Genomic DNA, 22,677 nt, shown 5'->3' on the forward strand with positions numbered 1-22,677 from the left:
ATGGCCGAGCGCCTGCCGGTGTTGTTTGTCTCGCACGGCTCGCCCATGTTTGCCCTCAACCCGGGCAGCACGGGTCCGGCCCTGCAGGCCTGGATGCAGGCCCATGCGCCTGCCGAGCGCCTGCGCGGCATCGTGGTGATGTCGCCGCACTGGATGACGCAGGGCATCGGCGTCATGACGCACCCGTACCCGCCCACCTGGCACGACTTTGGCGGCTTCCCACCCGCGTTGTATGAACTGCAGTACCCCGCGCCCGGCGACCCGCCGTTGGCCAACAGGATGCTCGACTTGCTGAATTCGGCAGGCTGGCCCGCGGGCGCAGACCCCGAGCGGCCCTTCGACCACGGTGCCTGGGTGCCTTTGCGCTACATGGCCCCTTTGGCGCAGGTGCCGGTGGTGCAGTTGTCACTGCCAGCCCATGCGACACCCGCCGACCTGTACGCCATCGGCCAGGCGCTGGCTCCCTTGCGCGAGCAGGGCATCTTGCTGGTGGGCTCGGGCAGCATGACGCACAATCTGTACGAGCTGCGCCGCGAAGACGGTCCGACCGAGCCTTATGTGACGTCTTTTTGCAGCTGGGTCGAGGACACCCTGCGCGAGGGCGATCTGGCGACCCTGCTGGACTACCGTCACCGCGCACCCCACGCCGAGCGGGCGCACCCCACCGATGAGCATTTCCGCACGATTTACTTTGCGCTGGGCGCGGCAGGCTGGGGCCAGGCAGGCGGGCCACAGCCGCACTACATCAGCCACGAGGTGATTTACCAGTCGCTGGCCATGGACGCTTTCAGCCTGCATTGAGTGCCCCCCATGACCCAGCCCGAACTGACGATTTACTTTGACGGCAGCTGCCCCCTGTGCCGCCGCGAGATCGCGCTGTACCGTGGGCTGGCCACAAGCCAGACCCTGCAATGGGTGGATGTGAGTGCCGGGCAGCCCCTGGGCGAAGGCTTGTCGTGTGAAGCCGCCATGCGGCGTTTCCATGTGCGTGAGGCCAACGGCCGTCTGCTCAGCGGTGGCGCCGCTTTTGCCCGTTTGTGGCGGGCCTTGCCGGGCTGGCGCGTGCTGGGGTGGGTGTTTGCCTGGCCGCCCTTGTCCTGGTTGCTGGAGTTGGCCTACCGTGTTTTTTTGCCCATCCGGCCCGCACTGCAGCGACTGGCCAGACGCTGGTGGCGTGATCCGGAGGCTTTGAGATGAAGCAGGCACTGGCCATGATGGGCGTCTGGCTCGCTTTGAGCGCCCCGCTTGCGCAAGCCCAGATCGGAGAGCGTGTGGTGCTCGATGGCTTGGGTGGTTTGCAGGTGGACCGCACCGAGGTGACGATCGGGCAGTTCGAGCGCTACGTGCAGGCCACGGGTGCACGCACCCGTGCCGAACTGGACGGCGGAGGGTTTGAATACGTGGGCGGCTGGCAGCGCCGCGCAGGCTGGGTCTGGCGGCAACCCGAGGGAATACCAGCCGCGCCGCAGCTGCCGGCAGTCCACCTCACGCACGCGGAGGCCGCCGCCTATTGCCACTGGGCCAAGGGGCGGTTGCCCACGTCAGCCGAGTGGCGTGCAGCCGCTTTCACCGAGCTGCGTGCGGCCCCACCTGCGCCATGGGTTCGCGGCAAGACCTACCCCTGGCCTACGGGCGATAGCCCGCAAGGGGCCAACACCAGCGACCCCGACCCCTGGCCGCGCGCGGCGCCCGTGACGCAGACCCGGGCCGGGGTCAACGGACTGCATGACATGGGGGCCAATGTGTGGGAATGGGCCGCCGATGAGCGGGGCCACGAACGCCAGACCCTGGGTGGCTCCTGGTGGTATCCGGCCTGGCAGATGCAGGCCGACGTGCAAGCCTGGAAACCGGCTGATTTTCATGCGGTCTACATCGGCTTTCGCTGCGTGTACGACGCCGGGACGCCACCATGACGCCCGAACTTTTTGTGGGCATGCACAGCCTGCGCGAGGGCTACCGCGCCCTGGTGATCGGGGCCAGCGGGGCACTCGGGCAGGCATTTGTGCAGGCCTTGCAGTGCGATCCGCGGTGTGCCCGGGTGCAAGCCGTCTCGCGTGGGCAGCCCTGCGCCTGGGACTTGACCGATGCCGCCAGTCTTGCGGCCATGTGTGCGCGCTTGCAAGGTCCCTGGCACTTGGTGGTGGATGCCACCGGGGCCCTGACGCTGGGAGGCCAAGGGCCTGAAAAACGCCTGCAGGAACTCGATGCCGACCGTTTGCTGCACAGCTTGCAGGTCAACGCGGTCGGGCCCGCGCTGCTGTTGCAGCAGCTGGCGGCGCAGCTGGAACGCGGCGAACGTGTCATCTGGGCCAAACTCTCGGCGCGTGTGGGCAGCATCGAAGACAACCGCAAGGGCGGCTGGTACGGCTACCGCGCGGCCAAAGCGGCGCTCAACCAGTTCTTGCAGACTGCCGCGATCGAGCTGGCGCGCCAACGTCCGCTGGCCGTGGTCGCCGCTTTGCAGCCCGGCACGGTGCGCTCGGCCTTGAGCCAGCCCTTTGTGGGGAACGAGGCCTTGGACCCTGCCTGGTCTGCGCAGCGGCTGCTGGCGGTGCTCGATGCGCTGGAGCCGACGGGGCGGGCGCAGTTTGTGGACCATCTGGGGCAGCCCATCCCCTGGTGATGCGCCGCTGGGGTGACCCCCAGCCGCTGTCAGTGCCTCAGTTCAGGGCTTTGGCAATCTTGTGACGCGGCACGGAGGGCTTGGGGAAATGGCCCTTGGGCAAGTCAAACCACTGGCGCACATCGGCTTCCACTCCGACGCCATGCATGAAGTTGTAGATGGCTTTTTTCAGACCCTGACCCAGCAGGTCATGGTCCACGCCGGGCGGCATGGGGGTGGGGTCGACAAAGCCCACGTCGTTTTTGGCGAACGTGCCTTCGGGCAGTGGCAGCAATTGCACGCCGTAGGTTTCGGGGTTTTGGCCCACGGGTGAGTGCACGGTGCACACAAAGCGGTGGAAAAAGCCGCTGTGGATGCAGCCGTTTTCAAACAGCTGGCGCACGTATTCGAGCGCGTCCACCGTGTCCTGCACGGTCTGTGTCGGAAAGCCGTACATCAGGTAGGCGTGCACCAGCACGCCTGCATCGGCAAAGCCTTTGGTCACTTGCGCCACCTGTTCGACCGAGACGCCTTTTTTCATCAGCGCGAGCAATCGGTCCGACGCGACCTCCAAGCCGCCCGACATGGCAATACACCCGCTTTGCGCCAGCAGCTCGCACAGCTCGGGTGTGAAGGTTTTTTCAAAGCGGATGTTGCCCCACCAGGAGATTTGTAAGCCCCGACGCAGGATTTCTTCGGCCAGGGCCTTGAGCGCTTTGGGCGGCGCGGCTTCGTCGACAAAGTGAAAGCCGGTCTGGCCCGTCTCGGCCACGATCTGCTCGATGCGGTCCACCAAAGTGCTGGCCTGAGCCGTTTCGTAGCGGCTGATGTAGTCCAGGCTCACGTCGCAGAAGCTGCATTTCTTCCAGTAGCAGCCGTGCGCCACGGTGAGTTTGTTCCAGCGCCCGTCGCTCCATAGCCGGTTCATCGGGTTGAGCATGTCCAAGAGCGACAGGTACTGGTGCAGCGGCAGGCCGTCCCAGGTGGGTGTGCCCACGTCCTCGAAAGGGATGTCAGGCTCTTGCAGGTTCATGTACTGCACCTGACCTGCATCGCTGCGCACAAATGTGCGTTGCAGGCGCTGCGCGCTGCGCTGGCCTTGCAGGTGTTCGATCAGGCTGAGCAGCGGGCGCTCGCCGCCGTCCAGCGTGACGAAATCCACATGGTCGAAGACACGGGCGTCTTGGAGTTCGCGCAGCTCGGTGTTCACAAATCCGCCGCCCAAAGCGATGCGGATGTGCGGCTGTGCCCGCTTGATGCATTGGGCGATGCGAAAGGCCGCATAAACCGAACCGGGGAAGGGCACAGACAGCAGCACCAATTGGGGCAGGTGGCGTTCAATCGCTTGCAGGGCCAGGCGCTCCAGCGTGCTGTCGATCAGGTTGGGGGGCTGTGCCAGCGCCTCGGCCAGTGCGTCAAAGCTGGGCTGGCTGGCGGCCAGGCGTTCGGCGTAGCGCACGAATTCAAAGCCTTCGTCGACCGCATCGCGCAGCACGTCGGCCAGGTCGTTCAGGTACAGCGTGGCCAGGTGCCGGGCGCGGTCGGTCTGGCCCAAAGCGCCAAAGGCCCAGCCGATCGGGTCGCCCGTGCCATCGTCGTCATAGGCGTCGAGCGCGGCAAAGCGTGGGCCTTCGGGCAAAAAGCCCCGGCTGGCGATGCGGTGGCTGAGCGTGCTGTCGCGTCCTTGCAAAAAGGCGATCACCGGGTCGATGCTGACCGCGTAGTCCTGGAAGTGATCGAGGAAAAAGTTCACCGGGCCCGAGCGGTCTTCGATGGGCAACGCCAGCGCTGCGTCGCGCAAGGCCATGAGCCCTTGTTTGTTCAACAAGGCCAGCACGGTGGCCAGGGCCAAGTCTTCTTGCTCCGCATTGAAACCCCGTGAACGCAAAAAACCCGTCAGGTAGGCCGTGGACGGGTAGGGTGTGTTGAGCTGCGTCATCGGCGGGATGAGGCTCAAAACTTTGAAGGGAACGGGGCTGGGCATGGTTTGGTGGGAAATCGTGGCCCAAAAGGCGTCTGACAGGGGCAATTATCGTCGCCGGACAGGGGACAGCCACGGGAAGGGCGATTTCTTGTGGCTTAATAACGCTTTGCAATTTTTTCTGGAGCCAAAGATGGGCAACAAAATCGTCACCGAAGCCGACCGTAAATTCACACCTCCACTGCCAGTTTTGCCCGGCGTGACCTTGCCTACCCACGGTCGCGGCCAGCGCGTGAGCCTGGAGCGTGGCGTCGCCACCCGCAGCAAAAAGAACCCTGGCAAGCGTTCCAAAAAAGGCGGTTGAACCAGCAGGTGCAGCCCGCCTCGGCGTGGCTGCCCAAACCCGAGCCACTGGCCTTGCGTCAGTGGCTTTTTTCATGAGCACTGACAACACCCCCGGCTCTGCAGCGCCTTCGGTCTACGCTGCGCTGAGCGTTCAGGCGCGCCCCGATGCCACGCTGAGTCCCGCGCAGCAGCGCTATAACGCCTTGCTGGCCCGCATCGAAGCCTTGTCGGCGCAGGTGGAGCGCCTGCAGGCTTGGTCGGATGCGCATCGCCACGCGCATATGCAGGCTTTGTACCAGACGGCCCAGCAAACGCGGGCCTTGCGCCAAAGCCTGCTGGTCTTTTTGCATGACAAGCTGCAAGGCGATGCGCTGACCTCGCAGCAGCAGCGCATGGCGCGCACCCAGGTGCGTGGTTTGATCGACCAACTCGGCCCGGATTCCGACCCGCAAATACAAGCCCTGGCCGAGCTGTACCGTCTGGACGAGGACGAACTCGCCGAAGAGCGCGCCGAGGAGGCGCAGCGCCTGCGCGAGCAGATCGAAGCGGCGCTGGGCCAGCCCATCCACAACCCCCACCAATACCAGACGCCGGAAGAGATGATGGCGGCTGGCATGCGCCAGTGGCAGCGCCAACAGCAAGCCGACGAAGAACGCAAAGCCGCCAAGCGGGCTGCACGCAAGGCGCTCAAAAAACCGGCCGCACACCAAAGGGCCGAGGTGCAGCAGGCCGATGCACGCAGCGCGATCCGCACCATCTTCCGGCAACTGGCCAGTGCCCTGCACCCGGACCGCGAGCCCGATGCGCAAGAGCGCGAGCGCAAGACCACGCTCATGAGCGAAGTCAACGCGGCCTATGAAAAAAATGACCTCAGCACCTTGCTGCGGCTGCAAATGCAGGCGGCCCTCTCGGACGCCTCAGGCGCCTCGCGCTTTGCCGATGACCAACTGGCGGTCATGGCTTTGCTGCTCAAGGAGCAGGTCTCGGCTCTGGAAGATGATCTGGCGCAAATGGAGTTCAGGCTCACGCGGGAGCTTTGCGTGACGGTGAGTGCCCAGCTGAGCGAGGCCGTGATGACGCAGGCCCTGCAAACCCTGCAGGCCAACCAGCGCCACGAGGCTGACAGCCTGTCGTCTGATTTGCGCCGGATTCAGAGTGAGGCCGAGCTCAAGCGCTGGCTCAAGGAACAGAGCCGGGCGTTCAAAGCCACTTCTGCATGAAGCTGGCCTGGCCTGCAGCCGGGTCGAGTTCGTAAGGCGCAAAACCAAAACGCACATAGCTCGACAGGGCCCGCGCATTGCCCGTGAGCACTTCGAGCGTGAGCTTGCAGCAGCCACGTGCACGGGCATGTTGCTCGGCTGCGGCCAGCAAGGCCTGGCCCACACCCGCGCCCCGGTGGTCAGGCAGCACCGCGACGTCGTGGATGTTCATGAGCGGCTGCGCCTTGAAGGTCGAATAGCCCTCGATGCAGTTGATGAGCCCCACCGGGGCATCGCCCAGCCAGGCAATGAAACTGGCCGCCGTGGGGCGGGCGGCCAGGTCGTCGCACAGGCGGTTCTTCACGTCCTGCGTCAGGCCTGCGCCGCCGCCCATGGGGTCGCGGGCGTAGGCATCGAGCAGCATGACCAGTGCATCGCGGTGGGCGCGCAGCTGGTAATCCACAGGCAGGACATGAAGGGGCATGGTTCAGACCGCAGCCGGGGCGGTGGCGTGTGTTGCAAAGGAGCGCACATTGTGCCCCATGCCCTGCAGCACATGCCCGGCCAGCTGGTGCGCGGTGATGGCGCTCAGCGTCCAGCCCAGGTGGCCGTGACCGGTGTTGTAGAACACATTGGCTTTTTTGCCCGCGCCTACACGCGGCAGCATGTTGGGCATCATGGGGCGCAGGCCTGCCCAGGGCACCACGCGTCGGGTGTCGATGCCCGGGAAGCATTCGTTGACCCAGTTGACCAGCGGCTGGATGCGGTCGGCGCGGATGTCCAGATCGATGCCATTGAACTCGGCCGTGCCCGCCACGCGGAAACGGTCGTCGCCCAGGCGGCTGGTGACCAGTTTGGTCTCGTCGTCGAGCAGGCTCACCTGGGGGGCAGCGGCCTGGCTGGCGGCATCGGGCATGTTGACGGTGATTGAGTAGCCTTTGACGGGGTAGATGTTCAGGCGGTCGCCCAGCTGCGCGGCCAGGCGGCGGCCATGCACGCCTGCGCAGACCACGATACCGTCAAAGGTGAGGGTGTCGACTTGGCCCTGGTGCTGGATCTGCACGCTGGCGATCTGGCCATCGGAGTGCACATTCAGCACTTCGTGTTCGGTGAGGATTTTCACACCCATGCGCTCGCAGGCCTGGGCCAGGCCAAAGGTGAATTTGTGGATGTCGCCTGTGGAGTCGCTTTCGGTGAAGTAGCCGCCGTAGTACTGGCCTTGCAGCGTTGGCTCGATGGCCTTCATTTCTTCGGGTGTGACTGCGCGGCGCGGCAGGCCGCCCTGGGCGAGCAGCTTGGAGACTTCGCCCGCGTGGTCAAAGCCCTTTTTGTCGCGGTAGATGTGCAGGATGCCTTCGCGCTTGTGGTCGAACTCGATGCCCTCGGCCTTGGCCCAGGCAAAGTGGTGCTCGCGTGAGGCGATGGCCAGTTGGGCTGTGGCGATGGTGTTGTCCTTGTATTTGGGAATGGCGGCCACGAACTCGGCCATCCAGCTGAGCTTGTGCCAGGTGGGGGCGGGGTTCATCAGCAGTGGGGCATCGCTTTTGAGCATCCACTTGAGGCCCTTGATGATCGTGGACGGGTGGGTCCAGACTTCGGCGTTCGATGCCGACAACTGGCCCCCGTTGGCATAGGACGTTTCCATGCCGGGGTAGCGGTTCTTCTCGATCAGGGTGACCCGCAGGCCTTGCTGGGCCAGGGCGTAGGCAGAGGTGACGCCGGTGATGCCGCCGCCGATGACGACCATGTGTTTTTGGACCATGGGATTTTTCATGGAGCTTTCTCTCTTTGCAAAACGTCTCAAATGGAAGGACACGCAACGCACGGCATGTGCACTGCATGACCCCCTCTGTTTGAGACCTGAGAGATTCGCCCCTGTGTCAGTGACGTGGGCTTGCTCCTGCGGTGGACCGGGATGACGAATCCCGATCGCTCTTCAGAGTGTGTGACACCCAGGGGTGTCGGCTTGCATCGGTCCTTTGGCCTGAGAGTTTCCGGGGCGGTTGCTCCTTCGGCGCTGCCATTCAGACAGTCTCTCCCGATGCAAAACACGAATGGTGCCGACAGCAGCGCGTGCTGTCAACAGCCATCGTTCATTGCTTGTAGTCCTCCAGAGGGATACAGCTGCAAAACAGGTTGCGGTCGCCGTAAACGTTGTCCACGCGACCCACGGGGGGCCAGTACTTGACGCTGCCCAGCACGCGGCCCTTGAGCGCACCGCCGACATCGCGCGGGTAGGCACGGTCCCAGTCGGCGGCCATCAGGGTGTCAGCGGTGTGCGGGGCGTTCTTGAGCGGGTTGTTGCCCTGCGGCCAGACACCGTTTTCGACCTGGCGGATCTCTTCGCGAATCGCGATCATCGCGTCGATGAAGCGGTCGATCTCTTCGAGCGTCTCGCTTTCGGTGGGCTCGACCATCAGGGTGTTGGCCACCGGGAAAGACAGTGTGGGAGCGTGGAAGCCGTAGTCCATCAGGCGCTTGGCCACGTCTTCGGCCATCACGCCGCAGCTGTCCTTGAAGTGGCGCAGGTCCAGGATGCATTCGTGGGCCACATGGCCGTTATCACTGGCGTACAGCGTGGGGTAGTGCGGTGCCAGGCGCTTGCTGATGTAGTTGGCGGCCAGGATGGCGGCTTCGGTCGCGTGCTGCAGGCCATCGGCACCCATCATGCGGCAGTACATCCAGCTGATCGGCAAGACCGCTGCGTTGCCCAAGGGGGCTGCGCTGACCGCACCCACGCCATTCACAGGTACACCGCCCGTGGCGTGGCCCGGCAGATAAGGCACCAGGTCTTCGACCACACACACGGGGCCCACGCCGGGTCCGCCACCGCCGTGGGGGATGCAGAAGGTCTTGTGCAGGTTCAGGTGGCTGACGTCGCCACCGAACTCGCCGGGGGCAGCCACACCCACCAACGCGTTCATGTTGGCGCCGTCCACATACACGCGACCACCGTGCTGGTGCACCAGTTCGCAGAGCTGCTTGACCTGCGTCTCAAACACACCGTGTGTGCTGGGGTAGGTGATCATGACGGCGGCCAGATTCGCGCTGTGCTGCTCGCATTTGGCTTTCAGGTCGGCCATGTCGACGTTGCCGTTGTCGTCGCATTTGGTGACCACCACCGTCATGCCCACCATCTGGGCGCTGGCGGGGTTGGTGCCGTGCGCGCTGGAGGGAATCAGGCAGATGTTGCGGTGGCCCTGGCCTTGGGCGCGGTGGTAGGCCTGGATAACCAGCAGACCGGCGTACTCGCCCTGGCTGCCCGCATTGGGCTGCAAGCTGATGCCTGCGTAACCTGTGGCCTGGCAGAGCCAGTCACGCAGTTGCTGGTCCAGCTCGGCATAGCCTTGCAGTTGATCGGCCGGGGCAAAGGGGTGGGGCAGGGCGAACTCGGGCCAGGTGATCGGGATCATCTCGCTGGTCGCGTTGAGCTTCATGGTGCACGAGCCCAGCGGGATCATGGTGCGGTCCAGGGCCAGGTCCTTGTCGGAGAGCTGGCGGATGTAGCGCAGCATGCCGGTCTCGGAGTGGTAGCGGTTGAAGACCGGGTGCGTGAGGAAGGCGCTGGTGCGGCGCAGCGATTCGGGGATCAGTGGGGCGATGCCTTTTTCGAAGGCCTCGAACGAGGGCAGCTTCTGGCTGCCCTCGCCGAACAACGACCACAACAGCGCGATGTCTTCGCGTGTCGTGGTTTCATCGAGGGTGATCCCCACGAATCCGGCCCGGCCACCGCGGTAGCGGCGCAGATTGAGTTGTTTGGCAACGGCTTTGGCGTGCAGGGCCTCGGCGGCCGCGGCACTGCCGCAGTCCACGGTCAGCGTGTCAAACGCTGTGCCATGCAACAGCGAAGCACCCAGCGATTTCAGGCCTTCGGCCAGCACCGCCGTGTAGCTGGCGATGCGCTGTGCAATGCGCGTGAGGCCTTCCGGGCCGTGGTAGACCGCGTACATGCTGGCCACGACGGCAGGCAGCACCTGTGCGGTGCAGATGTTGGAGGTCGCTTTTTCGCGGCGGATGTGCTGCTCGCGGGTCTGCAGCGCCAGACGGTAGACCGGCTGGCCATGCGCGTCCACGCTCACGCCCACCAGGCGTCCGGGCATGGAGCGTATGTACTCATCGCGGCAGGCCATGTAGGCGGCGTGCGGGCCGCCCGCGCCCATGGGCATGCCCAAACGCTGGGTGGTGCCGACCACGATGTCAGCGCCCATTTCGCCCGGGGTCTTGAGCAGCACCAGCGCCATCAGGTCGGCGGCCAGGATGAAGGCGGCCTGTTTGCTGTGGATCAGGTCGGCACTGACTTGCCAGTCGGCCAGCCAACCGCTGCTGCCGGGGTACTGGTTGAGGGCGGCAAAGTAATCGTCCTGCGCGATGGCCGATTGCCATTCGTCGCTGGAGCGGATGACCTTGACGGTGATGCCCAGCGGTGCGGCGCGTGTTTCGATGACTTCGATGGTTTGCGGGTGGCAGTCGCCACTCACGATGAAGGTGGTGCCCTTGGCCTTGACCGAGCGCTTGGCCAGCGTCATGGCTTCGGCGGCGGCGGTGGCTTCGTCCAGCATGGAGGCGTTGGCAATGGGCATGCCGGTCAGGTCGCACACCATGGTCTGGAAGTTGACCAGCGCTTCCATGCGGCCCTGTGAAATCTCGGCCTGGTACGGCGTGTAGGCGGTGTACCAGGCGGGGTTTTCGAGGATGTTGCGCAGGATGACGCCGGGCGTGTGCGTGCCGTGGTAGCCCTGGCCGATGAAGCTCTTGTAGAGCTTGTTCTTGCGTGCAATGCCCTTGAGCTGTTCGAGGGCCGCCGCTTCGGTGATGGGGGCGGGCAGCTGCATGGCCTGGCTGCGGGCGATCGAGCGCGGCACGATGGACTCGACCAGGGCACGGCGCGAGGCTTCGCCAATGACGCCCAGCATGAGCGTTTCGTCCTGCGCGCTGATGCCGATGTGGCGCGCGATGAATTCGGACGGGTTTTCAAGATCGCCGAGGGGGCGGTGGGCGGACATCAGCATGGCAGGCTCCGTGGAAACATTGAACAAAAGGCACCCTGTGGATGCCTTTCATTCAAGGCTTGGTCTTAACCCGCGGAGAACTTGTTGTAGGCCGTCTCGTCGAGCAGGGCGTCGACTTCGGCCGGGTTGGCCAGCTTGACCTTGAAGAACCAGCCCTTGCCCAGCGGGTCGCTGTTGGCCAGTGCCGGGTCATTGCGCAGGTCTTCGTTGACTTCGACGATTTCGCCAGTCACGGGCATGTAGACATCGGCAGCGGCCTTGACGGACTCGACCACACCGGCCACGTCTTTCTGGGCAAAGGACTTGCCGACTTCGGGCAGGTCCACAAACACCACGTCGCCCAGCGCATCCTGCGCGTGGTGGGTGATACCGACGACGGCGACATCGCCCTCGACGTGGATCCATTCGTGGTCTTCGGTGTATTTGAGGCTCATGGTGTGCTCCTGAGAAATGGGGGTCAGATCCCGTTTGTTGAAGGGGTGAAATCAGCCGCGGTGGTAGCGGTTGGGAACGAAGGGCAGGGGGCTGACGGCCATCGGCACGGCTTTGCCGCGCACCATGGCGTTCAGACGGGTGCCCACAGCGGCATATTCTGCCTGCACGTAAGCCAGGGCCACAGGCTTGTCGGCCGTGGGGGCGAGCAGGCCGCTGGTGACTTCGCCGATCTTTTGGCCTTCGGCGTTGTGCAGTTCCACATGTTCGCGCACCGGCACACGCTCCAGACCGATCAGGCCCACGCGCAGGCGCTGTGCAGGCTGCGCGCCGTCCAGCTGGGCCAGCACCTTGTCGGCACCGGGAAAGCCGCCCGCGCGGGCACCACCGGTGCGGCGCACCTTCTGCATGGCCCAGTTCAGATTCGCTTCGACCGGTGTGGTCGTCGTGTCGATGTCGTTGCCGTACAGGCACAGGCCGGCTTCGAGGCGCAGCGAGTTGCGGGCACCCAGTCCGATGGGTTTGACTTCGGGCTGGACCAGCAGGGCGCGGGCAAACGCGTCGGCGGCGCTGGCGGGCAGGGAGATTTCAAAACCGTCTTCACCGGTGTAGCCGCTTCGGGTGATGTACAGGTCAGCACCCTCCCAAGTGGAAGGCATGCCGGTCATGAACACGAGTTGCTCGACGCCGGGCAACAGGCGGGCCAGAGCGGTCACGGCCTGCGGGCCTTGCAGGGCGAGCAGGGCGCGGTCGAACTGCGGTTCGATGGTGCAACGGCCACCGATGCGAGCCTGGATGTGCGCCAGATCGCCGTGCTTGCAGGCGCCGTTGACGATCACAAAAATGTCTTCGCCCCGGTTCACGAACATCAGGTCGTCGATGATGCCGCCTTCGTCATTGAGCAGCAGGCCGTAGCGCTGTTTGTTCAGGCCCAGGCCGATCACGTCCACGGGCATCAGGCTCTCGAACGCAGCGGCAGCGTCGGGGCCGATCAAGCGCAGCTGTCCCATGTGCGAGACATCGAACAGGCCAGCAGCAGTGCGGGTGTGGCGGTGTTCGGCCACCAGGCCAGCGGGGTATTGCACAGGCATGTTGTAGCCCGCAAAAGGCACCATGCGTGCGCCAAGCTCGAGGTGCAGGGCATTCAGTGGGGTGGTGAGCAGGTTTTCAGTGGCGGACATGGCAGCTTTCAAGGGCACGGTTCACCAAGGCACATGCCGTGGTGGGCCCTCGCTGTCCGCTTTACCTGAGAGATTCGCCGGGAACGCCAAGCCTTGATGCTGTTCGTTCTGCGGTTTGCTCCTTCGGTGGGTGCCGTGGCTCGATGACCCGGCACCTCTCTCCAGTGAGGCAACGTCTGAAAGACGCTTTGTCAGTCCTTTTGCCTGAGCGTTCAGCGGTGTGGCCACCGCCTGCGCCTTCGGCGGCCTGACTTGGTTCATGGGACATGAAACAAGTCAGGCGCTCTCCTGACAGATACAGATTATAGGCTGGCTTACTTGAACCCCATCGCATGCGGCAGCCAGTTCGATAGCGCAGGCACAAAAGTCAGCAGCACCAGGACCACGCCATGCGCCCACAGGAAGGGCTTGAGTTCGCGGGTCAGCTCGCTGAGCGGCACTTTGGACACATTGGATGTCACGAACAGCAGCCCGCCCACGGGCGGCGTGATCATGCCCAGCGTGAGGTTGTAGATCACGATCATCGCGAAGTGGATCGGGTCTACCCCCAGCTTGGCCGCCACCGGTGCCAGGATGGGCACCAGCACCATCACGCCTGGCAGCGGCTCGATGAAGATGCCAAAGATCAGCAGGAAGATGTTGATGACAATCAAAAAGCCCCAGACGCTCAGGTTCATGCCCGAGATCCAGTTGGCCACTGTCTGCGGCATGCCTTCGATGGTCAGGATCCAGGCGAACGAGGCGGACGTGCCAATGATCAGCAGCACCGAAGCCGTGAGCAAAGCCGAGCGTGAGAGGATGTCGGGCACGGCCTTCCACTCGAGTGTGCGGTAGACGTACTTGCCGCAAATGAGGGCATAGAACACCGCCACCACCGAGGCTTCAGTGGGGGTGAACCAGCCTGCACGCATGCCGCCCAAAATCAACACGGGCAGCAGGATCGCAGGCAAGGCCTTCCAGGTGGTCGAGAGGATTTCAGCGCCCGTGGGCAACTGTCCATCCCCTTTGTAGTTGCGCTGCTTCGAGATGTAGTAGTTGACCAAACACATGGCGGCTGCGATCAGCACACCGGGGATCAAGCCTGCGATGAACAGTGCCCCCACCGAGACGTTGTCGTCGGCCAGGGCGTAGATGATCATGATGATCGAAGGCGGAATGATGGGGCCCACAATGGCCGTGGACGCGGTGAGCGCTGCGGCATAAGGCCGGCCGTAACCGGCCTTGTCCATCATGCGGATCAGCATGGAGCCGGGGCCCGCCGCATCGGCCAGGGCCGAGCCGGAGATGCCCGAGAAGAAGGTGAGCGAGACGACGTTGGTGTAGCCCAGACCGCCGCGCTTGTGGCCCACAAACTGGCCTGCGAACTTGAGCAGCACCTCGGTCAGCGAGCCGCCACTCATCAATTCGGCCGCCAGGATGAAAAAGGGCACGGCCATCAGCGGAAAGCTGTCGACGCCCGTGAAGGTTTCCTTGAGCAGGGCCAGCATGGGGTAGGCGTCCGACAGCACCAAAGCTGTGACCGTGGACAGACCCAGGGCAAAAGCCACCGGTACGCCGATGGCCAGGTAGATGCACACGGAAATCAGGAGGATCAGGCTGGCGCTCATAGGGATGCACTCGCGGTGGCGTCAAAGTGGGCGTCGCTCGCAAATTCGCGGCGGGCGATGTAGCTGCGAACGATCAGCAGCCAGTGGATCAAGGTCATGCCCATGCCCAGTGGCAGGGCCAGATAGATCCAGGCAAACGAGATCTGGGTGGCCGGGGTGCTCTGGTACTGGGTGCGGTCCATGTATTCCAGGCCAAACCAGATGCAAAACACGCAAAACGCGGTGATCAGCACAGCGATGAACACGCGCAGGATTTGCGCAGCTCTGGGCGGCAAGCTGTCTTGCAGGTTGTCGATGGCGATGTGGCCGCCATAGCGCAGCACGGGGCCGCAGCCAATGAAGGTGAGCCAGATCATCATGTGGCGCGCCACTTCTTCGGCCCACTCGATGGACTGGTTGGTGGTGTAGCGCAGCACCACATTGGTGAAGATGATGACGGACATGACCGCCAGGATCAGGATCAGTGCCCAGCGGTTGATGGCCAGGAAATAGTCTTCGATTTTTTGCATTGCTGTTGGCCTTTCAAAGACCGTTGCCCATCAAAAAGGCCTGTGCAACCCGAGGCGGCACAGGCCTGTCCTGTCAAGTCGGAAAGTCAGCGGACTTCCTGGATCTTGCGGATGTTGTCAGCACCAAACTCCTTGGAGTAGGCCACATATGCGGGCACCAGGGCATCGCGGAAGGCTTGGCCATCCACCTTGCGAACCACGCTCATGCCGTCCTTTTCGAGTTGGGCAATGCCGTTGTTTTCATCCTCATTGACCTTTTTGCGTTGAGCGACTTTGGCTTTTTGCGCTGCTTCGTAAAAGACCTTCTTGTCCGCATCTGAGAGTTTGTTCATCAGACGGGGTGAGGTGATCAGCAAACCAGGCGAGTACACGTGGCCGGTCAGCGACAGGTACTTCTGCACTTGCGAGAACTTGGAGGCCAGGATCACGGGGATCGGGTTTTCCTGACCGTCCACGGTGCCTTGCTGCAAGGCGCCAAACACTTCAGGGAAGGCCATGGGCGTGGGCTGGATGCCAAAGGTCTTGTAGCCGTCCATGTGCACCTTGTTTTCCATGGTGCGCATTTTCAAGCCTGAAGCATCTGCGGGTTTGACGATCGGGTGCTTGTTGTTGGTCATGTGGCGGAAACCGTTCTCGGTCCACGACAGGGCGACCAGACCCTTGGAGGGGAATTTGGTCAGGATGTCCTGTCCAATCGGGCCATCCATCACTTTGCGGGCATGGTCGTAGTCACGGAACAGGAAGGGAATGTCCACGATCTTCACTTCGGGCACGAAATTGCCCACAGGGCCCGTGGAGGTGTTGACCAAATCCAGTGTGCCAAGTTGCACAGCTTCGATCATTTCGCGCTCACCGCCCAAGGCGCTGGCAGGGAACTGCTGGCATTTGTAGCGGCCTTGCGTGCCTTTTTCAATTTCATCACAGAACACGGTGGAGCCCACGCCATAGTGCGAAGAGGCTGCCGTGGCGTAACCGAGTTTGAGAACCGTTTGCGCAGAAGCTGCGCTCATCAGGCCCAAAGCCAAGCCCATGCCCAGCACCAGTTTGTTCAGTTTCATTGAAAGTCTCCAGTTAGAAAAAGCGATGAAGCCGAGCGAACTCAACTTGTCATACAAATTTAATTATCAGCGTCCATCGCGTCTCGCCAATAAGGGTTTTCGCGAGGGTGTGATGCGAAAGAGACTCATGGCGTAAAAAAAGAGGCCACGAGGGCCTCTTGGGAGATTTACATGCCCGAGTAGTTCGGGCCGCCGCCGCCTTCGGGCGTGACCCAGACGATGTTCTGGGTCGGGTCCTTGATGTCGCAGGTCTTGCAGTGCACGCAGTTTTGCGCATTGATCTGCAGGCGGTCGCTGTTGTCTTCGTTCTTGACGAACTCGTACACGCCAGCAGGGCAGTAGCGGCTCTCTGGGCCTGCGAACTTGGCCAGATTGATGCCCACAGGTACAGACGCATCTTTGAGCGTCAGGTGGGCAGGCTGGTTTTCCTCGTGGTTGGTGTTGCTGATGAACACGCTGCTCAAGCGGTCAAAGGTCAGCTTGCCATCGGGTTTGGGGTACTCGATTTTTTCGCACTCGGCGGCTGGCTTGAGGTAGGTGTGGTCGGCCTTGTCCCTGCGCAGCGTCCACGGGATGTGGCCGCGCAACACGAATTGCTCGAAGCCGTTCATCAGCGTGGCCACTGTGAGGCCCTTCTTGAACCAGGTCTTGAAGTTGCGCGACTTGTTCAGCTCTGCGTAAAGCCAGCTGGCTTCAAAAGCCTCGGGATAGGCCGTGAGTTCGTCGTGCTGGCGGCCCGCCACGATGGCGTCGTAGGCGGCTTCGGCGGCCAGCATGCCGGTCTTGATGGCGGCGTGGCTGCCCTTGATGCGGCTGACGTTGAGGTAACCCGCGTCACAGCCGACCAGCGCACCGCCCGGGAACACGGTCTTGGGCAGGCTCATCAGGCCACCGGCGGTGATGGCGCGTGCGCCATAACCGATGCGCTTGGCATTGACTTCGCCTTGATCGTTGGTGAAGTACCACTTGATGTTGTTGTGGGTCTTCCAGCGCTGGAATTCCTCGAATGGGCTCAGCCAGGGATTGGCATAGTCCAGGCCAACCACGTAGCCGATGGCGACCTTGTTGTCTTCCATGTGGTACATGAACGCGCCGCCATAAGTGTCGTTCTTCATGGGCCAGCCCGCGGTGTGCATGACAAAGCCAGGGGTGTGGCGTGAAGGGTCGATTTCCCAGACTTCCTTGATGCCAATGCCGTAGGTCTGTGGGTCGCGGCCTTCGTCGAGCTTGTATTTGGCGATCAGCTGCTTGCCCAGGTGGCCGCGCGCGCCCTCGGCGAACACGGTGTACTTGGCGTGCAGTTCCATGCCCAGCTGGAAGTTCTCGGTGGGCTCGCCGTCTTTGCCCACACCCATGTTGCCGGTGGCCACGCCTTTGACGGAGCCGTCTTCGTTGTAGAGCACTTCAGCCGCCGTGAAGCCGGGGAAAATTTCCACGCCCAGGTTCTCGGCTTGCTGGGCCAGCCAGCGGGTGAAGTTGGAGAGGCTGATGATGTAGTTGCCGTGGTTCTGCGCGCATTCGGGCAAAAAGATGCCAGGGGTGCGGGTCGCGCCGGTCTCGGACAGGAAGCTCCAGGCATCGTCGGTCACGGGCTGGTTGAGCGGTGCGCCCAGCGCCTTCCAGTCGGGGAAGAGTTCGGTCAGGGCCTTGGGGTCCATGATGGCACCAGAGAGGATGTGCGCGCCAGGCTCACCGCCTTTTTCGAGCACCACCACCGACACGTCCTGGCCTTTTTTAGCGGCCAGCTGCTTGAGGCGGATGGCGGTCGACAAGCCGCCGGGGCCGCCACCGACCACGACCACGTCGTATTCCATGGCTTCGCGGGGACCGTAAGTATTCAGAATGTCTTGAGGGCTCATGAATGTCTTATCCTGGTGATAGGGTACAGCGCCAAGCCCAAGGGCTGTCTGGCTCGCGACTCATTTTATGCGGGTTGAAAAACGTTCCGTCGCACAATCGCGACAGAGTCTTTCAATATCGAAAAGGGGTGATTCATGGCGTACGAAATCGATTTGTCGGGCCGCGTGGCCTTTGTCACCGGTGCTTCCAGTGGTTTGGGCGCTCAATTTGCCCGCACATTGGCCAACGCTGGGGCTGGCGTGGTCCTGGCCAGCCGCCGTGTCGACAAGCTCAAGGACCTGCGCGCAGAGATTGAAGCCAGCGGTGGCAACGCCCACGTGGTGGCGCTCGATGTGACCGATAAAGCCAGCATTGCTGCGGCCGTGGCGCATGCCGAAACCGAGATGGGCAGCATCGACATTCTGGTGAACAACTCGGGCGTGAGCACCACTCAGCGCATCCAGGACGTCACAGAAGAAGATTACGACTTCGTGTTCGACACCAATGTGCGGGGCGCCTTTTTTGTGGCGCAGGAAGTGGGTAAGCGCATGCTGGCCCGCGCCAAAGGGGCAGCGCCCGGCAGCTTCACAGGTGGGCGCATCATCAACATCGCCTCAATGGCGGGCCTCAAGGTGCTGCCGCAGATCGGCGTGTACTGCATGAGCAAGGCCGCGGTGGTGCAGATGACCAAGGCTTTTGCGGTGGAGTGGGGCAAGTTCGGCATCAACGTCAACGCCATTTGCCCGGGCTACATCGACACCGAGATCAACCACCACCACTGGCAGACCGAGCAGGGGCAGAAACTCATCCAGATGCTGCCGCGCAAGCGTGTGGGGCAGCCTCAGGACCTGGACGCCTTGCTGGTCATGCTGGCCAGTGACCAGAGCCATTTCATCAACGGTGCGGTGATCGCAGCCGACGATGGCTTTGCGGTCTGAGGTGGGCCATGAAGCTGGAGCTGCCCGAGCGCAAAAAATGGGTCCATGAGTTGGTCATTCCGATCCGCTGGGGTGACATGGACGCCATGGGCCACGTCAACAACACGGTGTATTTCCGCTACCTGGAGACGATCCGCATCGACTGGTTTGACACGATCGGTTTTGACCTCAACCCCCTGGGTGAGGGCCCGGTGATCGTCAATGCATTCTGCAATTTCTACAAACAGTTCGAATACCCGGGCGACATTCTGGCCAAGATGTATGTGAGTGATCCAGGGCGCACCACGTTCGAGAGTTGGTGCACGCTGGAGCGCACCGATCAGCCCGGGGTGGTTTTTGCTGCAGGCGGAGCCACCACCATCTGGGTGGACTTTCCCAAGCAGAAATCAGTGCCACTGCCCGATTGGGTGCGGGAGCTGGTCACGGCTTGACTGGGCTGAACCGCCGATCAGGCTTTGGCTGAGCCGACGGCCGACCACTGGTCGGCATGGTGTGTCAGCCAGTCGTGGGCTTGGGTCGGGTGGCCCACCTGCAGCGGGTGGAAGTCCTTGCGGGTGTAAGCCCAGACGGGTTTGGCCACGCGCCAGACCATGCCATGGCGACCGAACAGAAACTTGCCGGCCGACCACCAGGTGGATGGTTTGAACAGCGTTTTGTCGTGCCAAAGGTTGTTGATGGTTTGTCGAGCCACGTCGGTGGCGAACTGGAACGTCACGTACCAGAACCAGCGCATGCGCCAGGCGTGGTTGCCGCCCAGCCGTTGGTACAGGTCAAACGCCACGCATTTGTGCTCGGACTCCTCAGCCGCATGCCAGCGCCAGAGGGTTTTCAGAGGCTCCTCGGCCCCGGCAAACCAGTCACCGGGCTGGTCCAGGCGCTCGAGCGTCAGGTCCCCAAAAATCGAGGTGTAGTGCTCGAAAGCGGCTGTCATGGCCAGCTCGTGCATGTAACCTTTGTCGCTTTTCTCGAACAGCATGCGGCGGCCACGTTCAAGGCGCTTGAGGGAGCGTGGGCCCCAGTGGTTCACAAGGCCTTGTTTTTCCAGGTGCGCGTTGTACAGGCCGTGCAAATGGCGGTGTGTCGCTTCTTGTCCGATGAAGCCCTTGACCACGCCTTTCAGGTCGGCGTTCTCGGTCGTGTCGGGCAAGGCCTGCGCGCCGTGCTTGACCGCGTCGATGAAAAACTGCTCACCCACCGGAAAGCTCATGGACAAGGCATTGGCGTAAGCGGTCATGAAGGCGTCGCCCCCGTTCCAGTGGCGCGAAAAGCCTTTCGACAAATCGATCATCAGACGGCGAACTGTCAGGTCGGTCGGTGCGTGTGTGCTGGAGTTCATGGCGACTGCTCGGAAAAATAAGTCAGAATGTGAGAATTATTCAGATTCTGAAGGCGTGCGCAACTCGCAATCCGCTCAGATTATTTCGGAGGCCCAAAACGTTGACAGCCAAACCCAAAATCAAGCCAGAAGCCAAGCCAGGCGTGCGGCGCGAGCCCACGCAGGCCCGGGCACAACAAACCATCCAGACCCTGTTCAAGGCGGCTGCTCAGATTTTGGACAAGGACGGCGAAGCCGGTTTGAGCACCAACAAGGTCGCGGCCGCTGCTGGGTTCTCAATCGGCACGCTCTACCAGTACTTTCCCAGCAAAGAGGTGCTGCTGCGCGCCATGGCGGCCAAAGGCCAGGACATGGTGCTGCAGGCCCTGGAGCAATACCTGGCGGCGCTGGAGTTGCGGCCCGATGTGGCGCAGATGGACCCGCAGGACCTGCTGCGCCAGGCGATCCGCATCCTGCTGCAGGGCTTTGCCACCGGCAAGGGCTTTACGCAAAGCTTGATCCGCCTGGGCTGGTCGCTGGAGCAGCCGCAGGAAACCGCCAGCGTGGTGCGGCAGGTGTCTGATCGGCTGGCCATCTTTTTTGAACGCATCCACCACCCGGCATTGCCCACCCCCACAACCGCCCAGTTGTTTGTGCTCAGCCGCTCGGTGATCGGCACCCTGCGCAGCGCCAGCCTTGAAAAGTCGCCGCTCTTGGGCAGTGCGGCTCTCGAAGACGCGCTGGTACAGATGGCCTGGGCCTTGCTGGCGCGCAAGTGATGTTGGGCCCCCGCCCCGGGGCGATGGTTGGTGGTCTGCGGGGACATTTTCGCGGCGGGGGCGCCACTCCCACATGGACGGTCAGGCGGGTTTGGCTTTGGGGGCGCGGCCCATCAGGTAGAACTCGGGGTTGGGCATCATGCCGCTGAAGCTGGCCATGCGGTTGGAGAGGCCAAAGAAGGCGGTGATGGCCGCTATGTCCCAGATGTCCTCGTCGTTGAAGCCGTGCGCGTGCAGGGCGGCAAAGTCGGCGTCTTCCACCTGGTCGGAGTGCTGGCAGACCTTCATCGCAAAGTCGAGCATGGCGCGCTGGCGTGGGCTGATGTCGGCCTTGCGGTGGTTGATGGCCACCTGGTCGGCCACCAGCGGTTTCTTCTCGTAGATGCGCAAGATGGCGCCATGCGCCACCACGCAATACAGACAGTGGTTGGCCGCACTGGTGGTGGTCACGATCATCTCGCGCTCGCCTTTGGTGAGGCCGCTTTCGCGCCCCACCGACTCGGGCACCATCAGCGCGTCGTGGTAAGCAAAAAAAGCGCGCCACTCGGCCGGGCGGCGGGCAAAGGCCAGAAACACATTGGGCACAAAACCGGCTTTTTCCTGCACCTCCAGCACCTTGGCTTGGATGTCTTCAGGCAGGTCCTTGATTTCGGGGGCAGGGTAGCGTGTGCTCATGGTGTCTCCAGTTTGGGTTGCTTTTGATTATGCTCATGACACTTAAAGGAGCCTGTCATGTCCAACACACCCGCACGTACACCCATCGAGCAAGCCCGCGAGGCCCGCCCCGATGACGCCGCCTTCCAGGCGGGCCTGACCACCCGCACCCAGGTCATGGGTCCAGAATACGTCGACCGCGCCCTGGGCGCCGCCACCGACTTCACCATGCCGATGCAGGAGTTCATCACCCGCAACGCCTGGGGCAACGTCTGGCAGCGCCCTGGCCTGGACCTGAAAACCCGCAGCCTGATCACCGTGGCCATGCTCACGGCCCAGGGCAAGCAGCATGAACTCAAAGCCCATGTGCGCGGCGCGATCAATAACGGCGCGACGCCCGAAGAGTTGCGCGAAGTGATGCTGCACGCCACCGTGTACTGCGGCTTTCCCACGGCCATCGACGCTTTTCGCACCGTCACCGAGGTGGTCGAGTCCTTGGCCTGAGCGATGTTGATCTGCGGGCGGGGCGAGTAACGAAGGCAACAGGGCCGCATTGACGGGTTTGGGCTTTTCACCGATTCTCGGATGAGGAGACCAAACCCATGGAATTTTCAGAACTCATCAAGGCCCGAAAAAGCGTTCGCGGCTACCTGCCCAAACCCGTGCCACGCGAGGTGATCGAAGAGATCATCGAGGTGGCCAAATGGGCACCATCGTCGATGAACACCCAGCCCTGGCATGTGCATGTGGTCACGGGCGAGCCGCTGGAGCGCATTCGCCGGGGCAACACCGAGAACATGGTCAAGGGCGTGCCGCCCAAGCGCGACTTTCCGATGAAAGAGGCCTACGAGGGCATCCACCGCAAGCGCCAGGTGGACATCGCCATCCAGCTGTTCGACGCCATGGGCATTGCCCGCGACGACAAAGAGCGGCGCACCGACTGGGTGATGCGCGGCTTTCGGCAGTTTGACGCGCCGGTCTCGCTGGTGCTGACCTATGACAAATACCTCGAACCTGCGGCCATCAGCCAGTTTGACCTGGGCGCTTTGTCGCATGCGCTGGTGCTGGCTGCGTGGGAGCGCGGCCTGGGCAGCGTGATCAACGGCCAAGGCATCATGCAGTCGGCCGTGGTGCGTGAGCACGCGGGCATCCCAGATGACCAGAACATCATGATCTGCATCGCCATGGGCTACCCGGACGAAGACTTTGTGGCCAACAGCGTGAAGTCGGTGCGCGAAGACGCCGCCAACTTTGTGCGTTACGTCGGCTTCTGATCGTTTCTATCCTGT

General features: G+C 62.8%; 23 protein-coding genes and 4 riboswitches. Of the genes, 11 read left to right on the forward strand and 12 right to left on the reverse strand.

Annotation, left to right across the window (positions count from 1 at the left end; translation table 11 throughout):
* From IC609_RS09450 to IC609_RS09465, 4 genes are read left to right on the forward strand one after another with little or no spacing between them, the layout of a single operon-like run.
* Positions 1 to 801 (forward strand): DODA-type extradiol aromatic ring-opening family dioxygenase, encoded by an 801-nt coding sequence (locus tag IC609_RS09450; protein ID WP_191819253.1) that lies wholly within the window; start codon positions 1 to 3, stop codon positions 799 to 801.
* 9 nt (positions 802 to 810) lie between these two features.
* Entirely contained in the window at positions 811 to 1,197 is a 387-nt protein-coding gene (locus tag IC609_RS09455) for a thiol-disulfide oxidoreductase DCC family protein (RefSeq protein WP_191819254.1), read from the forward strand.
* On the forward strand, positions 1,194 to 1,913 hold the full coding sequence (locus IC609_RS09460) for a formylglycine-generating enzyme family protein (protein WP_191819255.1): 720 nt from the start codon (positions 1,194 to 1,196) through the stop codon (positions 1,911 to 1,913). Before IC609_RS09455 ends, IC609_RS09460 begins: the two co-directional genes overlap by 4 nt.
* Positions 1,910 to 2,623 carry an SDR family NAD(P)-dependent oxidoreductase gene (locus tag IC609_RS09465; RefSeq protein WP_225224102.1) on the forward strand — a complete coding sequence of 238 codons (714 nt, stop codon included), beginning with the start codon at positions 1,910 to 1,912 and terminating at the stop codon, positions 2,621 to 2,623. Before IC609_RS09460 ends, IC609_RS09465 begins: the two co-directional genes overlap by 4 nt.
* A 37-nt stretch (positions 2,624 to 2,660) precedes the next feature.
* Here the strand turns inward: IC609_RS09465 and IC609_RS09470 are convergent, their stop codons facing one another.
* Entirely contained in the window at positions 2,661 to 4,586 is a 1,926-nt protein-coding gene (locus tag IC609_RS09470; protein WP_191819256.1) for a B12-binding domain-containing radical SAM protein, read from the reverse strand.
* 130 nt (positions 4,587 to 4,716) lie between these two features.
* Here IC609_RS09470 and IC609_RS09475 point away from each other — a divergent pair, with 130 nt between their 5' ends.
* Both IC609_RS09475 and IC609_RS09480 read left to right on the forward strand, forming a co-directional pair.
* Complete coding sequence (locus tag IC609_RS09475) at positions 4,717 to 4,887, forward strand: hypothetical protein (RefSeq protein ID WP_191819257.1); 171 nt, start codon at positions 4,717 to 4,719, stop codon at positions 4,885 to 4,887.
* Positions 4,888 to 4,960: 73 nt separating this feature from the next.
* On the forward strand, positions 4,961 to 6,088 hold the full coding sequence (locus tag IC609_RS09480; RefSeq protein ID WP_191819258.1) for a J domain-containing protein: 1,128 nt from the start codon (positions 4,961 to 4,963) through the stop codon (positions 6,086 to 6,088).
* On the opposite strand, the gene IC609_RS09485 is transcribed toward IC609_RS09480, so the two are convergent.
* From IC609_RS09485 to IC609_RS09525, 9 genes are all read right to left on the reverse strand, one after another.
* Complete coding sequence (locus IC609_RS09485; RefSeq protein ID WP_191819259.1) at positions 6,069 to 6,551, reverse strand: GNAT family N-acetyltransferase; 483 nt, start codon at positions 6,549 to 6,551, stop codon at positions 6,069 to 6,071. The genes IC609_RS09480 and IC609_RS09485 overlap by 20 nt on opposite strands.
* Before the next feature lie 3 nt (positions 6,552 to 6,554).
* The gene (locus IC609_RS09490) at positions 6,555 to 7,829 is read right to left on the reverse strand and encodes a D-amino acid dehydrogenase (protein WP_232844241.1); all 1,275 of its coding nucleotides are present in this window, start codon (positions 7,827 to 7,829) and stop codon (positions 6,555 to 6,557) included.
* 77 nt (positions 7,830 to 7,906) lie between these two features.
* Positions 7,907 to 8,017: riboswitch (glycine riboswitch) on the reverse strand.
* 12 nt (positions 8,018 to 8,029) lie between these two features.
* Positions 8,030 to 8,118: riboswitch (glycine riboswitch) on the reverse strand.
* Between the two features lie 42 nt (positions 8,119 to 8,160).
* The gene (gene gcvP, locus IC609_RS09495) at positions 8,161 to 11,076 is read right to left on the reverse strand and encodes an aminomethyl-transferring glycine dehydrogenase (RefSeq protein ID WP_191819261.1); all 2,916 of its coding nucleotides are present in this window, start codon (positions 11,074 to 11,076) and stop codon (positions 8,161 to 8,163) included.
* A 65-nt stretch (positions 11,077 to 11,141) separates the two neighbouring features.
* Complete coding sequence (gene gcvH / locus IC609_RS09500; protein WP_191819262.1) at positions 11,142 to 11,510, reverse strand: glycine cleavage system protein GcvH; 369 nt, start codon at positions 11,508 to 11,510, stop codon at positions 11,142 to 11,144.
* 51 nt (positions 11,511 to 11,561) lie between these two features.
* Positions 11,562 to 12,689: a glycine cleavage system aminomethyltransferase GcvT gene (gene gcvT / locus IC609_RS09505; RefSeq protein WP_191819263.1), complete on the reverse strand. Its 1,128-nt coding sequence runs from the start codon at positions 12,687 to 12,689 to the stop codon at positions 11,562 to 11,564.
* A gap of 42 nt (positions 12,690 to 12,731) precedes the next feature.
* Positions 12,732 to 12,864, reverse strand: a riboswitch (glycine riboswitch).
* Between the two features lie 7 nt (positions 12,865 to 12,871).
* Positions 12,872 to 12,990: riboswitch (glycine riboswitch) on the reverse strand.
* A 13-nt stretch (positions 12,991 to 13,003) separates the two neighbouring features.
* Positions 13,004 to 14,296, reverse strand: coding sequence for a TRAP transporter large permease (locus IC609_RS09510; protein WP_191819264.1), 1,293 nt, complete (start codon positions 14,294 to 14,296; stop codon positions 13,004 to 13,006).
* Positions 14,293 to 14,805, reverse strand: coding sequence for a TRAP transporter small permease (locus IC609_RS09515; RefSeq protein WP_191819265.1), 513 nt, complete (start codon positions 14,803 to 14,805; stop codon positions 14,293 to 14,295). The genes IC609_RS09510 and IC609_RS09515 overlap by 4 nt, the downstream gene beginning before the upstream one ends.
* Positions 14,806 to 14,891: 86 nt before the next feature.
* Entirely contained in the window at positions 14,892 to 15,863 is a 972-nt protein-coding gene (locus IC609_RS09520; protein WP_191819266.1) for a TRAP transporter substrate-binding protein, read from the reverse strand.
* Positions 15,864 to 16,030: 167 nt separating this feature from the next.
* Positions 16,031 to 17,722, reverse strand: coding sequence for an electron transfer flavoprotein-ubiquinone oxidoreductase (locus IC609_RS09525; RefSeq protein ID WP_191819267.1), 1,692 nt, complete (start codon positions 17,720 to 17,722; stop codon positions 16,031 to 16,033).
* Positions 17,723 to 17,857: 135 nt separating this feature from the next.
* Between IC609_RS09525 and IC609_RS09530 the strand changes: the two genes are divergently transcribed.
* Positions 17,858 to 18,640, forward strand: a complete 783-nt coding sequence (locus tag IC609_RS09530) for an SDR family oxidoreductase (protein WP_191819268.1) — start codon at positions 17,858 to 17,860, stop codon at positions 18,638 to 18,640.
* An 8-nt stretch (positions 18,641 to 18,648) separates the two neighbouring features.
* Positions 18,649 to 19,071 (forward strand): acyl-CoA thioesterase, encoded by a 423-nt coding sequence (locus tag IC609_RS09535; RefSeq protein ID WP_191819269.1) that lies wholly within the window; start codon positions 18,649 to 18,651, stop codon positions 19,069 to 19,071.
* 17 nt (positions 19,072 to 19,088) lie between these two features.
* On the opposite strand, the gene IC609_RS09540 is transcribed toward IC609_RS09535, so the two are convergent.
* Positions 19,089 to 19,976, reverse strand: coding sequence for a metal-dependent hydrolase (locus tag IC609_RS09540; RefSeq protein ID WP_191819270.1), 888 nt, complete (start codon positions 19,974 to 19,976; stop codon positions 19,089 to 19,091).
* A gap of 101 nt (positions 19,977 to 20,077) precedes the next feature.
* On the opposite strand from IC609_RS09540, the gene IC609_RS09545 reads away from it, so the two are divergent.
* Entirely contained in the window at positions 20,078 to 20,734 is a 657-nt protein-coding gene (locus IC609_RS09545) for a TetR/AcrR family transcriptional regulator (RefSeq protein WP_225224104.1), read from the forward strand.
* Between the two features lie 81 nt (positions 20,735 to 20,815).
* Here the strand turns inward: IC609_RS09545 and IC609_RS09550 are convergent, their stop codons facing one another.
* A complete protein-coding gene (locus tag IC609_RS09550) occupies positions 20,816 to 21,409 on the reverse strand; it encodes a peroxidase-related enzyme (RefSeq protein ID WP_191819271.1) in 594 nt (197 codons plus the stop codon).
* A 57-nt stretch (positions 21,410 to 21,466) separates the two neighbouring features.
* Between IC609_RS09550 and IC609_RS09555 the strand changes: the two genes are divergently transcribed.
* Complete coding sequence (locus IC609_RS09555) at positions 21,467 to 21,892, forward strand: carboxymuconolactone decarboxylase family protein (protein ID WP_191819272.1); 426 nt, start codon at positions 21,467 to 21,469, stop codon at positions 21,890 to 21,892.
* A gap of 98 nt (positions 21,893 to 21,990) precedes the next feature.
* Complete coding sequence (locus IC609_RS09560) at positions 21,991 to 22,662, forward strand: nitroreductase (protein ID WP_191819273.1); 672 nt, start codon at positions 21,991 to 21,993, stop codon at positions 22,660 to 22,662.
* Positions 22,663 to 22,677 lie beyond the last annotated feature (15 nt).

This window comes from Limnohabitans radicicola (assembly GCF_014837235.1).
GTDB lineage: Bacteria > Pseudomonadota > Gammaproteobacteria > Burkholderiales > Burkholderiaceae_C > Limnohabitans_A > Limnohabitans_A radicicola.

Bases quoted from the DNA above. Each gene is read 5' to 3' on its own strand.
- IC609_RS09450 (WP_191819253.1), top strand. From the start codon at position 1: ATGGCCGAGCGCCTGCCGGTGTTGTTTGTCTCGCACGGCTCGCCCATG.
- IC609_RS09455 (WP_191819254.1), top strand. From the start codon at position 811: ATGACCCAGCCCGAACTGACGATTTACTTTGACGGCAGCTGCCCCCTG.
- IC609_RS09460 (WP_191819255.1), top strand. From the start codon at position 1,194: ATGAAGCAGGCACTGGCCATGATGGGCGTCTGGCTCGCTTTGAGCGCC.
- IC609_RS09465 (WP_225224102.1), top strand. From the start codon at position 1,910: ATGACGCCCGAACTTTTTGTGGGCATGCACAGCCTGCGCGAGGGCTAC.
- IC609_RS09470 (WP_191819256.1), bottom strand. From the start codon at position 4,586: ATGCCCAGCCCCGTTCCCTTCAAAGTTTTGAGCCTCATCCCGCCGATG.
- IC609_RS09475 (WP_191819257.1), top strand. From the start codon at position 4,717: ATGGGCAACAAAATCGTCACCGAAGCCGACCGTAAATTCACACCTCCA.
- IC609_RS09480 (WP_191819258.1), top strand. From the start codon at position 4,961: ATGAGCACTGACAACACCCCCGGCTCTGCAGCGCCTTCGGTCTACGCT.
- IC609_RS09485 (WP_191819259.1), bottom strand. From the start codon at position 6,551: ATGCCCCTTCATGTCCTGCCTGTGGATTACCAGCTGCGCGCCCACCGC.
- IC609_RS09490 (WP_232844241.1), bottom strand. From the start codon at position 7,829: ATGGTCCAAAAACACATGGTCGTCATCGGCGGCGGCATCACCGGCGTC.
- gcvP (WP_191819261.1), bottom strand. From the start codon at position 11,076: ATGCTGATGTCCGCCCACCGCCCCCTCGGCGATCTTGAAAACCCGTCC.
- gcvH (WP_191819262.1), bottom strand. From the start codon at position 11,510: ATGAGCCTCAAATACACCGAAGACCACGAATGGATCCACGTCGAGGGC.
- gcvT (WP_191819263.1), bottom strand. From the start codon at position 12,689: ATGTCCGCCACTGAAAACCTGCTCACCACCCCACTGAATGCCCTGCAC.
- IC609_RS09510 (WP_191819264.1), bottom strand. From the start codon at position 14,296: ATGAGCGCCAGCCTGATCCTCCTGATTTCCGTGTGCATCTACCTGGCC.
- IC609_RS09515 (WP_191819265.1), bottom strand. From the start codon at position 14,805: ATGCAAAAAATCGAAGACTATTTCCTGGCCATCAACCGCTGGGCACTG.
- IC609_RS09520 (WP_191819266.1), bottom strand. From the start codon at position 15,863: ATGAAACTGAACAAACTGGTGCTGGGCATGGGCTTGGCTTTGGGCCTG.
- IC609_RS09525 (WP_191819267.1), bottom strand. From the start codon at position 17,722: ATGAGCCCTCAAGACATTCTGAATACTTACGGTCCCCGCGAAGCCATG.
- IC609_RS09530 (WP_191819268.1), top strand. From the start codon at position 17,858: ATGGCGTACGAAATCGATTTGTCGGGCCGCGTGGCCTTTGTCACCGGT.
- IC609_RS09535 (WP_191819269.1), top strand. From the start codon at position 18,649: ATGAAGCTGGAGCTGCCCGAGCGCAAAAAATGGGTCCATGAGTTGGTC.
- IC609_RS09540 (WP_191819270.1), bottom strand. From the start codon at position 19,976: ATGAACTCCAGCACACACGCACCGACCGACCTGACAGTTCGCCGTCTG.
- IC609_RS09550 (WP_191819271.1), bottom strand. From the start codon at position 21,409: ATGAGCACACGCTACCCTGCCCCCGAAATCAAGGACCTGCCTGAAGAC.
- IC609_RS09555 (WP_191819272.1), top strand. From the start codon at position 21,467: ATGTCCAACACACCCGCACGTACACCCATCGAGCAAGCCCGCGAGGCC.
- IC609_RS09560 (WP_191819273.1), top strand. From the start codon at position 21,991: ATGGAATTTTCAGAACTCATCAAGGCCCGAAAAAGCGTTCGCGGCTAC.